This is a genomic window from Bradyrhizobium guangdongense (assembly GCF_006483445.1).
In the GTDB taxonomy this organism is placed as follows: Bacteria; Pseudomonadota; Alphaproteobacteria; order Rhizobiales; family Xanthobacteraceae; genus Bradyrhizobium; species Bradyrhizobium guangdongense_A.
The window spans coordinates 1-10,532 of the sequence record NZ_PPPT01000126.1; the positions used below are offsets into that span (position 1 = coordinate 1).

The window sequence follows — 10,532 nt, forward strand, 5'->3', positions numbered from 1 at the left end:
CTCGCCCCGCCGGCCCAGGCGGGCGGTCGCGGTATCGGTCCGGGTTTGGCGTTCGGCCTGGCGGCCGGCGCGATCACTGCAGGCGCGATCGCGGCGTCGCACCCGTACTACGGACCGGGCTACTATTACGGCCCGCGCTACTATGGGCCTGCCTATTATGATTATGGTCCGGGCCCGTACGCCTATTACGGCGGACCGCGCTACTACAGGCATCACCACTATCGTCACTGGTAGCGCATCGTCCCCGACAAAAAGAAAGCCACAAAACGAAAGCCCGGAGCGGTGCTCCGGGCTCTTGCTTTGTCCGACTGAACGAAACGATTACGGCCAGAGCGAGGGCCGCTCGGCCTTACGGGCATTCTCAAGCGTCGACACGAAGTACTCTTCGCGCTCGCGCTTGAACTTTTCCTGCGTTGCGCGGAAGGCTGCGACACGTTCGGCGATCTCGTCTCGCTCGCGTGCTTTGCGTTTTTCTTCTTCGGTCATGCCCATCCCTTTCCTTGCGAATACTGACCCTTGTCACCAGTAATACCGACTCCCCCTCGCGTTGCCGAAGCAGCGCATCGAGTCGAATCTTGCGACATGCATTGGCGACTCCGATTGGGGCGTCAATGGGGAAGAGGCAGTGCAGGATTGTGATTGGCGAAGGGCGGAAAAATTTTCCCAGTCGTGTGCGCTTCATCGTGGAAAAGAGCGACAGCATGCTTGTCGCTCGTACGTCTTGTCGCTAGCCCGACCGCAAATCACCTGTCCGCAAATTGCTTTGTCGAAATGACTTGGTCGCAATCGGAAGACCAAACGTTCGGCGCGCCGCATCGGACAGCAGACGTGCTATAATTGAATCCCTCGGCAGGGGTTTGCATGGCATGATTGCATCGGATCTTCGCAGTGGCGTGGAGCGGCTCGGCGACATGATCGCCGCGGCGAAGACCATCGTACCCTTCACCGGCGCCGGCATCTCGACCGAATGCGGCATCCCGGATTTTCGCTCGCCGGGTGGCGTGTGGACGCGTAACCGCCCGATCCCGTTCGACGAATTCGTCGCGAGCCAGGACGCGCGTGACGAAGCCTGGCGCCGGCGCTTCGCCATGGAGGAGACTTTTGCCGCGGCAAAGCCCGGGCGCGGTCATCGTGCCCTGGCATCGCTCTACCGCGCCGGCAAGGTTCCCGCGGTCATCACCCAGAACATCGACAATCTGCACCAAAATTCCGGCATTGCGCCCGATCACGTGATTGAGCTCCACGGCAATACCACTTATGCGCGCTGCATCGGCTGCGGCGCGACCTACAAGCTCGACTGGGTGAAGCAGCGTTTTGACGCCGACGGCGCCGCGCCCGACTGCACGGAGTGCGGCGAGCCGGTGAAAACCGCGACCATCTCGTTCGGGCAGGCGATGCCGGAGGGTGAAATGCAGCGCGCGACCGCCCTTTCGCAGGCCTGCGACCTCTTCATCGCGATCGGTTCCTCGCTGGTGGTGTGGCCGGCGGCCGGTTTTCCGATGATGGCCAAGAATTGCGGCGCGCGGCTCGTCATCATCAACCGCGAGCCGACCGAGCAGGACGACATCGCCGACCTCGTGATCCGATACGACATCGGCGAGACGCTTGGTCCTTTCGTAGGCAACTGACGCCGGTTTGATTCGCGGCTGTGCAAGCTGTTCATAGGTTCCGGCGAATCTCTTTTTTGTCTATGCGCCGCAACCGGGAGTGTTATCTTTTGATTCGAGAGATTCGTGTGGCGTCGCGGTGAGAAGTTCTCGATCGGACGCGTGATTCGGCACCGTCACTGCGACGGCTTGCGATGGATGTGTGGGGTCCGGGGTTATGGGGTCGTCGGACGGATTTGAGTCCAAGAAGGTCGGAGTTCCCGGGCCAGGCGGTACTGGACCGGGGCGTCTTGCCCCGGGTGACGACCCGGCGCTCAGTCCCTTCACCGGTCTTGGTGAAACCGGCGCCAACCTCGTCGAGGTGACCGGCGTCATCAAATGGTTCGACGCTTCGAAGGGTTACGGCTTCATCGTTCCCGACAATGGCTGGGCCGACGTGCTGCTGCACGTTACCGTGCTCAGGCGCGACGGCTTCCAGACCGCCTATGAGGGCGCCCGCATCGTCGTCGAGTGTGTGCAGCGCGCCAAGGGCTACCAGGCCTTCCGCGTGGTCTCGATGGACGAGTCCACCGCGATCCACCCGGCACAGATGCTGCCGCCGCGCACCCACGTCACGGTGACGCCGACCTCGGGGCTCGAGCGGGCGCAGGTCAAGTGGTTCAACCGGCTGCGCGGCTTCGGCTTCCTCACCTGCGGCGAGGGCACGCCCGACATCTTCGTGCACATGGAGACGCTGCGCCGCTTCGGCATGACCGAGCTCAGGCCGGGCCAGTATGTGCTGGTCCGCTTTGGGCCGGGTTCCAAGGGCATGATGGCGGCCGAGATCCATCCCGAGACGGGATCGCCGGGCTTGTCTTCGCACTAAAGGCTTGTCGTCGCACTTCGGGCCCGTCTGGCATTTGCCATGATCGCCGGGTTAGGATGAGTTCCGATCCCGTTACGCCGCTGGCGATGAGTGCCGTCCCATGAATTTTGATCGATATCCCGCCTGGACCCTTGCCCGGGGATGGTTTGCTGCCGTCCTCGTCGCCGTGGCCTTTGTTGCCGCGAGCGCCGTTCAGGCCGCCAACTTCCAGCCGCTCGAGATCGCCACCAAGAACGGCGTGCAGGTGTTCGCCGTGGAGATGGCGACCACGGAGGAGGAGAAGCAGACCGGCCTGATGTACCGGAAGGAGCTCGCGGACGGGAAGGGCATGCTGTTCGACTTCTCGCCCGAGCAGGAAGTGACGATGTGGATGAAGAACACCTACATCTCGCTCGACATGATCTTCATCCGTGCCGACGGCCGCATCCTTCGGATCGCTGAGAACACCGAGCCGATGTCGACCAAGATCATTCCGTCCAGGGGGCTCGCCAAGGCGGTGCTGGAGGTGCCGGCGGGCACGGCGCAGAAGTACGGCATCCGGCCCGGCGACCGCGTGGCGCACCCGCTATTCGGCGGCAAATAGGCGCCCTTATCGGCGCCGATTGCCGTCTTGCTGGCGGCCCATGAAGCGTGTATCGACGGGGCCTGCTGGACACATTCGGGGTATAGCGCAGCCTGGTAGCGCGGCAGTTTTGGGTACTGCAGGTCGTTGGTTCGAATCCAGCTGCCCCGACCAGCCCACCCCAACCACAAATATTCGCTGCTCGTAGTCTCGCTTTGTGCGTGATTTTTCGCAGGCGCTGCGAGCGATTTTCATCAGGCGCTGCACGAGATTATCGAAGCTTCATCGAACCTTTGGCTGGCCCGGCAGACTCATGAGTGCTGGGGGATTTGAGGGCCCAGCACATAAACCGGCGCCGCCCAGCGAAGATATTCCGCTCGGCGGCGTCGCGCATTTCGGGACAAGCTCGCGTGGGTTTAGCCCGAGGCGTACCAGCCTTCCGGAAATGGAAACAGCGGCCAGGCGACGTTGTTGTCGTTGACGGCGGCCTTGGGAGGTCTTGGAGCATCCGGCTTGGCCGGCGCCGTGCGCGGCGGCGAGACGACCGCGAGGCGCAAATATGTACATTGCAATTTCATGGGCGTTTCAACCCGAACAGTATGTCTATGCGAAATTCAATTTCAGTTCGAAAACGTCACGCACGTCACGAGCTACGCGCTTACTCAAATCGTGCGCGCAGTTTAGAAGAGACGCGCGTGCGCTTCAACAGGCGCGAGCGAAATCCCACATTACAAGTAAGGTTGACCGGTTAGGTTAAGGCGGAGCTGTTGTTGCGGCGGGCCCGGCGATCGTTATCAGATCGGCACCACCCGCGGCGCTTTGCCCAAGGACGAGGCTCACCCAAGATCACATTCGCCGCGGTGCTTCGTTTGTTGCGAGTGACGCACCATGGCCTTCGATCGCGCTATCCGAAACCTCAATCCGCGCGCCAGTTGGGCGGAGATCTGGCATTTGTGGACCGTGATCCTGCCGCGGCGCTCGATCAACGGGCAATTGGTGTTCGGCAAGGTCTGGCGCCGGCATGACGGGCGGGACTGGATCTACAAGAAGTTCGTCGAATACAGCGACGACGAGGCGGCCTGACCGGCCGAGCCGCGGCGAGCTGCTCGCGCGGCGTCAGCCTTGTTGCGCGGGGTCGACCACGCGGCGCTCGTCTTTGGTCAGCCGGCCGTCCAGCAACTCGATCTGTCGATGCATGCGGCGCGCCAGATCGAGGTCGTGCGTCACGGCGACCACGGTCTTACCGCGCTGTTCCACGAGCGCCCGCAGGATGTCGAAGACCTGGCCGGTGGAAACGGAATCGAGGCTGCCGGTCGGCTCGTCAGCCAGGATGACAGGCGGATCGTTTGCCAGTGCGCGAGCGACCGCGACACGCTGACGTTGGCCGCCGGAGAGCTGGTCCGGATTCTTCCTGAGATGATCACCAAGGCCGAGCGAGGCCAGCAGGTCCTCGGCGCGCGCCATGATCGCCCGCGGCGACAGCCTGCCAAGGGCGCGCATCGGCAGTGCGACGTTCTCGGTGATGCTGAACTCCGGCAGCAGGAAATGGAACTGGAACACGAAGCCAAGCTGGGCCAACCGAACGTAGGCGCGTTCCTCTTCGCTCATCCGGGTCGTCGAGCGGCCGTTGATTAGTACATCGCCGCTGGTGGGGACGTCGAGCAGTCCGAGCAGATAGAGCAGCGAGGATTTGCCCGAGCCGGAGGGACCGGTGATTGCAACGAACTCACGCGGCTGGATGATCAGATCGACGTCGTGAACCAGCGTCACCGGAACGATCCCCGGCAGGACCTTCGTCATCTGCCGCGCTTCAATGAGGGGAACCGTCACGTTGCACCCCTGATGATGTCGACCGGATGCAGGCGCGCGGCTCCTCGCGCCGGGAAATAGCCGGCAATGAAGCTCGATGCCAGGGCAACGGCGCTCGCCAGCAGATAATGGCTCGCCGAATAGAGCACGGGCAGGTGGTTGTAGTCGGAGAACGGCGTCTTGAACTCGAGCGAGGCCAGTCCGCGCGTCATCAGATAGCCGAGCACGCAGCCGAGCGCCGAACCCACGAGGCCGACGAGCAGGGCCTCGACAATGAAGATCCTGCGGATCGTGCCGTTCCCAAAGCCCAGCGATTTCAGGATGGCAATATCTCGGGTCTTTTCGTGCGTGATCGTGGAGATGATGTTGTAGGTCCCGAAGCTCGCCACCAGCAGGATGGCGCCGACGATCGTGTACATCAGCACGTTGCGGAGCGTGATGGCCGAGAGCAGGTCCTCCTGGGCCTCCTGCCAGGAAATGGACTTGTAGCCCGTCTGCTCGCCGATCCGTTCGCTGATCAGCCGGGCCTGCATGGGATCGCTGGTCCGTATCCGGATCTCGTTGATGATGCCGGTCTGTCGTTCCAGGATCTGGGCCGTTTTCAGCAGCACGAAGCCGGTGGTCTCGTCGGTGGCCCGAAAGCCCGTATGGAACAGCCCGACGACCGTCGCATTCATGGTCGCACCGTTGGCCGATGCCAGCGTGATGTTGGAGTTGATCCGGGCGCCGATCTTGTTCGCCAAGCGGTCGCCCAGCAGAAGCGCGTTCGACTCGCGGTAGAGCGAGTTCAGCGTCCCCTGCTTCATGTGCGTCGCGAGGTTGGAGACCTCGGCTTCGGTCCGCGGATCGATGCCGATGATCGAGGTCGTCAGATTGCGTCCGGCGAAGCGCAGCACGGCCTTGGACTGCACGGAGGGCGTGAGGGCTCCCGGGACCCAGCTCCTGAGCGACGCGATCGTGGCCATGGGATTCTTGATGCCGGGGCGCCTGACGTCCGGGGTCAGGCCGTGAAACTCCGCGGCGGCGTAGAGCGCGTCCGCCGGTTGCCTTGTCGGCTCGCGCAACTCGTCCGTGATCGAGATATGGGGCAGGGCATCGACCAGCGTCTTGATGAAGTCGTCCTGCGATCCCTCCATCATCGCCGCCATCATGACGGAGAAGCCCACCCCTGTCATGACTCCGGCCACGGCGACCAGCGTCTGGCGGGCGCGGTGGCGGACATGGGTCCAGGCCATGGAGAGGACGAGGGTCATGGAACGGCCGGCTCGATATCCCGCCAGCGAACCCGGGAGCCGTCGCGGATGTTCGTGGTCGCAGGTGAGGCGACCAGCTCGCCGGCGCTGATGCCGTCGACCACCTCGACGAAACCGTTGCCGCGAATCCCGATGCCGACCTTGCGCATCCGGGCGCGGCCCTCGTCGATCACGAGTAGCCTGCCGTTGGCGACCGCATTGCTAGGGACCAGCAGCACGTCGCGCTTTTCGCGCGTGACGATATTGGCCTCCACGCTCATGCCCACGCGCAACGGAGTGTCGTCGGGCAGCCCGACGCGGACGCGGAAAGTCTTGGACACGGGGTCGCCCGCCGGCGTGATCAGTTTTACGACGCCGGACAGCGGCTGACCGGCGAAAGCGTCAGTGCGCAGCAGGACATTCTGGCCGACCTCGACTCGAGGAATGTCCTCCTCGTTAACGTCGGCGACCACCCATAGCGGTCTTTCCAGGCCGATGCGGTAGAGGATCGTGCCGGGGTCGACCATGTCGCCGACCTCGCCATCCTCCTTGAGCACAACGCCGTCCATCGGCGCGACCAGCTTGAAATAGTCGAGGCGTTGGGCCTGCGCCGCAATCTGCGCCTGGATGCGCGCAAGGTCGCTCTCGGCGCGCTGCTGCGCCTGGGATGTCGTGGCACCTCGGGCCAGCAATTGCGTCTGCCGATCGAATTCGCGGCGCTGGAAGACCTCGAGGGCGTGCAGATCGTTCAGGGTTGCCTGGGCCTCCTTGTCGTCGAGCCGCGCCAGGATGTCGCCGGCCTTCACGGCCTTGCCCTCGCATCGGCAGCGTTCGACGATGCGGCCGCGCACCAGCGGGGTCGAGCGCGACCAGGTCTCGGGCTCGACCGCGCCGGTTGCATAGACGATTTCGGCGGCATCGCCCCGGGTCACGCGCGCGGCGGTGATGGCGGGACCGCGCGACAGCCACCACCACGCGCCGCCCGCCGATGCGGCGAGCAACAGGAGGATAGGACCCCATCTCCGCAACGACAGGGATCGGTGTTCACCGTCCGAACCGATGTCTGCTTCGGCCGTTGAAGGAGGTGAGAACCTCATGTTCATGATGGGCTCGGCTGGCGTTTGGCAGCCGTCTAGGCCGGCGCCCTGACCCGCGGCGGCGGCATCTTGAAGTGACGCTTCGCATAGGCGACGATTTCGCCGTCCGAGGGATGGTCGGCGGCCTCGACGGCTGCGACCCGCTTGGCGAGATCGGGGGCGTGATCGCGGAGGTGATGGGCGAACTCCGTCTTCGCGCCGGCCGGCCCCATGATCAGGATTTCGCCCGCATCGCTGACGGCCTTGGCGACCTCGGCATAGAAGGTCTTGTCGGCGCCGGCATGGCCGCTGCCGATCGATCCGGCCTTATGATGAAGATGGCGCGTCGGAAGATGGGGATGCAGCGTCACTTCGTCGGCGCCGCCGAGTCCGACGTGGAAAACCTTCGCTTGCGAGTGATCGATCCAAACGACGGCGTGAAAATGGTTAGACATGTTTCCTGGCCTTCACGAGAGACGGCCGGCCGGAGCTTGAAGCGTGTTGACGCGTGGCGCATCCGGCGGCCTGGGGGACGGCAGGAAATCTAGTCGGCCCACGGTTCGGGCCGCTTGACGCAGGTCAATCTGCGGAGCTGATCGGGGCGGGATGGGTGCGTCGGTCGGCGCACCCATCGTGAACACATCAGCGGCTGGCTCAGCCGGGCGTCGCCACCGCCGGAGCCTTCGGCGCGGGCGGTTTCAGCGGCTTGTCCTGTCGCTTCGACCACGAGATGTAGTAGGCGACCGTCGTCATGATCGCGATGCCGGCGATGCTGATGAGGATTTGCGCCAGCAACGAGCCCGAGCTCAGCGACAGTTCGAAATGGCCGACGAAGGACAGGAACACGCCGACGCAGAACACGGCAAGCGACTGCTGTCCGCATACGATCAGCGGATCGAACACCTTCCACTCCAGCCCCGGCCACTCCTTCGGCACGAAGCGGATCACCAGGATCACGATCACGACGAAGTGCAGGAAGCGATAGGGGGCGAGGTTGGTCTTGTCGTTGGGGTTGAAGGCCGAGAACAGCCATTGTGGGAACATGCCGCCGAAGCTGGGGAAGCGGCCGGCCATGGTCATGATCAGTGCGAACAGCAGATAGCCGAGACAGAACCACAGCGTGATCGGCGAGTTGATCAGCGCGCCCGAGCGCCGCGCACCGCCCATGGCGCACCATGCGCCGAACACGAACAGCACCTGCCAGCAAAAGGGGTTGAAGTACCACTGTCCGGCCGGATAGGCCGTCAGATTCCAGCCGAACTGGCGCGCAGCGAGCCACAGCACGATGGACAGCACCATCGTCACGTCAGGCTTGCGGAGCATGAACCACAGCACCGGCGGAAACAGGCCCATCAGCACGATGTAGAGCGGCAGCACGTCGAGATTGAGCGGCTTGAAGCGCAGGAACAGCCCTTGCCGCAGCGTCTCCGTGGCGTGGTCGACGAGGCCCGCGACATTGAACTCGTTGATCATGTCGGAATCGCCGAAGCGCAGGGCCAGATAGCTGATCGAGGCGATGTAGATCACGAACAGGATGATGTGCGCGACGTAGAGCTGCCAGACCCGCTTGGTCAGCCGGGTGGCGCCGACGATGAAGCCGCGATCCAGCATCATCCGCGCATAGACGAAAGAGGCGGTGTAGCCGGAGATGAAGACGAACAGGTCGGCGGCGTCGGAGAAGCCATAGTTCCGCGTCGTGATCCAGTTCACGACATTGTCGGGGATGTGGTCGAGGAAGATCGCCCAGTTCGCGACGCCGCGAAACAGGTCGAGCCGGAGGTCGCGGCCCTTTTCGGGAAGCGTGGCGTTGATGTTCAGGAAGGCCATTCGACGGGAGCTTTCGAGGAGGAGACCGGAGAACACGAGCGTCGGTGGATCGGGCGTGGCCCGGGAGGCAGGCTCCCGGCCCGGGGAGGGCGGGGCACGAGATTGTCACGGCGCGGCATAATGACTATACCCATCGGCAACGTCACCCAAGGGATTGTGGAATCGCAGATCAAATTCCCGAAAGGTGTCTCTATACTATCCCGGTGCGTTCTACCAACTGCCCCGGTGACGCACAGGCTAAGGCAAACAGACGATAGAGGATCCGGCCGTCCAATGACCGCGCGCATTTTCAAGCCCGCCAAGAACGCGATGCAATCGGGCAAGTCCAAGACCCGGGAATGGCAGCTCGACTACGAGCCGGAGCAGCCGCGTGCGGTCGAGCCGTTGATGGGCTGGACATCGTCCGGCGACATGAAGCAGCAGATCACGCTGCGCTTCCACAGCAAGGACGAGGCGGTCGCCTATTGCGAGCGGAAGGGCATTGCCTACCAGGTGATCGAGCCCCAGGAATCGATCCGCCGTCCCGTCGCCTATGCCGACAATTTCTCCTTCCGGCGCGGCGAGCCCTGGACGCACTGACCTCGCCGTCCCAGACGGCCTGCGTTGGCCCTTGACGGGGCCTTGGCACCGATTCCGCCGCATGCTTCGCTGCTGGAAGCATGAGGGGACCGTGAGGTGGCCATGGCCGGGCGCGATCAGCTCGACAGCGTCGATCTGAAGATACTATCCGAGCTGCAGGCCGATGGCCGCGTCCGCAACAATGAGCTGGCGCTGCGCGTCGGCGTGTCCGCGCCCAATTGCCTGCGGCGGCTGAAATCCCTGTTCAGGCGCGGCGTGGTCAAGGCGGTTCGCGCCGTCATCGACGAGCGGCTGCTGGGGTACGAGGTCGTCTCTTTCGTTGCCATCCAGCTCGGCAGCCAGGCCCAGCCGGTGCTGGAAGCCTTCGAGACCTCGGTCGCGGCGGTGCCGCGCATCCAGCAGTGCTGGCGCATCTCCGGCGATACCGACTATCTCCTGAAATGCGTGGCGCCGAGCGTGGACAGCATGCGCCAGCAGCTTTTGCATTTCGCGGCGATGCCGAACGTGAAGAACGTGCGCAGCTTTCCGGTGCTGGGGGTTGCGAAGGACGTGCCGCTGCCGGTGCAGGAGATCGCGGCCGCGGGAGTGTAGGGTGCCGGCTAGGTGCGGTTCAACCCCGCTTGACGCGCCTCGGCGGAACGGCAACGATCCCCGCATATTTTCTGCGCGCCTTGCTGTTCATTGGGAATGATTTGATATGCCTGGGATTGCCGGCCCCACCGCCAAGGTCACCTTGCTCACCGCGGCACTTGCTCTTGCTGCCTTGCCGGGCCTCGCGCGCGCCCAGTCGGGCAGCGCCGGCGGCAGCATCGGCAACAGCGACAAGACCCTGTCCGGTTCGCGGGAGGCGCCGCGGGCGGTTGAACCGGCCAAGCCCGCCAAGGCGAGCAAGCCGGAGGCGGACGCTCCGCGGACGTCGCGCAAGGGTGGCAGCGGCGGTGGTAGTGAGAGCGGCGGCGGCAATTTCGATGGCAC

14 protein-coding genes, 1 tRNA gene and 1 pseudogene are annotated in these 10,532 nt (G+C 64.0%); 9 read left to right on the forward strand and 7 right to left on the reverse strand.

The window, feature by feature from the left end; genetic code table 11:
- Window positions 1-234: hypothetical protein (locus tag C2U70_RS18585; RefSeq protein ID WP_140979877.1), on the forward strand; the 234-nt coding region annotated here is incomplete at its 5' end.
- An 87-nt stretch (window positions 235-321) separates the two neighbouring features.
- Here the strand turns inward: C2U70_RS18585 and C2U70_RS33060 are convergent.
- Window positions 322-486 carry a hypothetical protein gene (locus C2U70_RS33060; RefSeq protein WP_186294342.1) on the reverse strand — a complete coding sequence of 55 codons (165 nt, stop codon included), beginning with the start codon at window positions 484-486 and terminating at the stop codon, window positions 322-324.
- 380 nt (window positions 487-866) lie between these two features.
- On the opposite strand from C2U70_RS33060, the gene C2U70_RS18590 reads away from it, so the two are divergent.
- From C2U70_RS18590 to C2U70_RS18605, 4 genes are all read left to right on the forward strand, one after another.
- Window positions 867-1,628: an SIR2 family NAD-dependent protein deacylase gene (locus C2U70_RS18590; protein ID WP_140979878.1), complete on the forward strand. Its 762-nt coding sequence runs from the start codon at window positions 867-869 to the stop codon at window positions 1,626-1,628.
- A 196-nt stretch (window positions 1,629-1,824) separates the two neighbouring features.
- On the forward strand, window positions 1,825-2,472 hold the full coding sequence (locus C2U70_RS18595; RefSeq protein ID WP_186294343.1) for a cold-shock protein: 648 nt from the start codon (window positions 1,825-1,827) through the stop codon (window positions 2,470-2,472).
- 100 nt (window positions 2,473-2,572) lie between these two features.
- Entirely contained in the window at window positions 2,573-3,055 is a 483-nt protein-coding gene (locus C2U70_RS18600) for a DUF192 domain-containing protein (protein ID WP_140979880.1), read from the forward strand.
- Window positions 3,056-3,131: 76 nt separating this feature from the next.
- A tRNA-Pro gene (locus tag C2U70_RS18605) sits at window positions 3,132-3,208 on the forward strand.
- A 242-nt stretch (window positions 3,209-3,450) separates the two neighbouring features.
- On the opposite strand, the gene C2U70_RS33065 is transcribed toward C2U70_RS18605, so the two are convergent.
- The gene (locus C2U70_RS33065; protein WP_186294344.1) at window positions 3,451-3,612 is read right to left on the reverse strand and encodes a hypothetical protein; all 162 of its coding nucleotides are present in this window, start codon (window positions 3,610-3,612) and stop codon (window positions 3,451-3,453) included.
- 310 nt (window positions 3,613-3,922) lie between these two features.
- Between C2U70_RS33065 and C2U70_RS18610 the strand changes: the two genes are divergently transcribed.
- Entirely contained in the window at window positions 3,923-4,117 is a 195-nt protein-coding gene (locus C2U70_RS18610) for a hypothetical protein (protein ID WP_140979881.1), read from the forward strand.
- Window positions 4,118-4,150: 33 nt separating this feature from the next.
- Here C2U70_RS18610 and C2U70_RS18615 read toward each other — a convergent pair whose 3' ends face one another.
- The 5 genes from C2U70_RS18615 to C2U70_RS18635 form a co-directional block, all read right to left on the reverse strand.
- Window positions 4,151-4,834: an ABC transporter ATP-binding protein gene (locus C2U70_RS18615; protein ID WP_140979882.1), complete on the reverse strand. Its 684-nt coding sequence runs from the start codon at window positions 4,832-4,834 to the stop codon at window positions 4,151-4,153.
- Window positions 4,835-4,860: 26 nt separating this feature from the next.
- A complete protein-coding gene (locus C2U70_RS18620; RefSeq protein WP_140979883.1) occupies window positions 4,861-6,096 on the reverse strand; it encodes an ABC transporter permease in 1,236 nt (411 codons plus the stop codon).
- The gene (locus C2U70_RS18625) at window positions 6,093-7,076 is read right to left on the reverse strand and encodes an efflux RND transporter periplasmic adaptor subunit (protein ID WP_246666789.1); all 984 of its coding nucleotides are present in this window, start codon (window positions 7,074-7,076) and stop codon (window positions 6,093-6,095) included. The genes C2U70_RS18620 and C2U70_RS18625 overlap by 4 nt, the downstream gene beginning before the upstream one ends.
- 131 nt (window positions 7,077-7,207) lie before the next feature.
- Window positions 7,208-7,606, reverse strand: a complete 399-nt coding sequence (locus C2U70_RS18630) for a translational machinery protein (RefSeq protein ID WP_140979885.1) — start codon at window positions 7,604-7,606, stop codon at window positions 7,208-7,210.
- A gap of 199 nt (window positions 7,607-7,805) precedes the next feature.
- Complete coding sequence (locus C2U70_RS18635; protein ID WP_140979886.1) at window positions 7,806-8,978, reverse strand: OpgC domain-containing protein; 1,173 nt, start codon at window positions 8,976-8,978, stop codon at window positions 7,806-7,808.
- A gap of 273 nt (window positions 8,979-9,251) precedes the next feature.
- Here C2U70_RS18635 and C2U70_RS18640 point away from each other — a divergent pair, with 273 nt between their 5' ends.
- The 3 genes and pseudogenes from C2U70_RS18640 to C2U70_RS18650 form a co-directional block, all read left to right on the forward strand.
- On the forward strand, window positions 9,252-9,557 hold the full coding sequence (locus C2U70_RS18640) for an ETC complex I subunit (RefSeq protein WP_140979887.1): 306 nt from the start codon (window positions 9,252-9,254) through the stop codon (window positions 9,555-9,557).
- A gap of 102 nt (window positions 9,558-9,659) precedes the next feature.
- Window positions 9,660-10,148: an Lrp/AsnC family transcriptional regulator gene (locus tag C2U70_RS18645; RefSeq protein WP_140979888.1), complete on the forward strand. Its 489-nt coding sequence runs from the start codon at window positions 9,660-9,662 to the stop codon at window positions 10,146-10,148.
- Between the two features lie 106 nt (window positions 10,149-10,254).
- Window positions 10,255-10,532: pseudogene (locus tag C2U70_RS18650) on the forward strand (hypothetical protein); the annotation flags it as partial.

What these genes read in the sequence shown, in the direction of transcription:
- C2U70_RS33060 (WP_186294342.1), bottom strand. Translation starts at nt 486, where the DNA reads ATGACCGAAGAAGAAAAACGCAAAGCACGCGAGCGAGACGAGATCGCC.
- C2U70_RS18590 (WP_140979878.1), top strand. Translation starts at nt 867, where the DNA reads ATGATTGCATCGGATCTTCGCAGTGGCGTGGAGCGGCTCGGCGACATG.
- C2U70_RS18595 (WP_186294343.1), top strand. Translation starts at nt 1,825, where the DNA reads ATGGGGTCGTCGGACGGATTTGAGTCCAAGAAGGTCGGAGTTCCCGGG.
- C2U70_RS18600 (WP_140979880.1), top strand. Translation starts at nt 2,573, where the DNA reads ATGAATTTTGATCGATATCCCGCCTGGACCCTTGCCCGGGGATGGTTT.
- C2U70_RS33065 (WP_186294344.1), bottom strand. Translation starts at nt 3,612, where the DNA reads ATGAAATTGCAATGTACATATTTGCGCCTCGCGGTCGTCTCGCCGCCG.
- C2U70_RS18610 (WP_140979881.1), top strand. Translation starts at nt 3,923, where the DNA reads ATGGCCTTCGATCGCGCTATCCGAAACCTCAATCCGCGCGCCAGTTGG.
- C2U70_RS18615 (WP_140979882.1), bottom strand. Translation starts at nt 4,834, where the DNA reads ATGACGAAGGTCCTGCCGGGGATCGTTCCGGTGACGCTGGTTCACGAC.
- C2U70_RS18620 (WP_140979883.1), bottom strand. Translation starts at nt 6,096, where the DNA reads ATGACCCTCGTCCTCTCCATGGCCTGGACCCATGTCCGCCACCGCGCC.
- C2U70_RS18630 (WP_140979885.1), bottom strand. Translation starts at nt 7,606, where the DNA reads ATGTCTAACCATTTTCACGCCGTCGTTTGGATCGATCACTCGCAAGCG.
- C2U70_RS18635 (WP_140979886.1), bottom strand. Translation starts at nt 8,978, where the DNA reads ATGGCCTTCCTGAACATCAACGCCACGCTTCCCGAAAAGGGCCGCGAC.
- C2U70_RS18640 (WP_140979887.1), top strand. Translation starts at nt 9,252, where the DNA reads ATGACCGCGCGCATTTTCAAGCCCGCCAAGAACGCGATGCAATCGGGC.
- C2U70_RS18645 (WP_140979888.1), top strand. Translation starts at nt 9,660, where the DNA reads ATGGCCGGGCGCGATCAGCTCGACAGCGTCGATCTGAAGATACTATCC.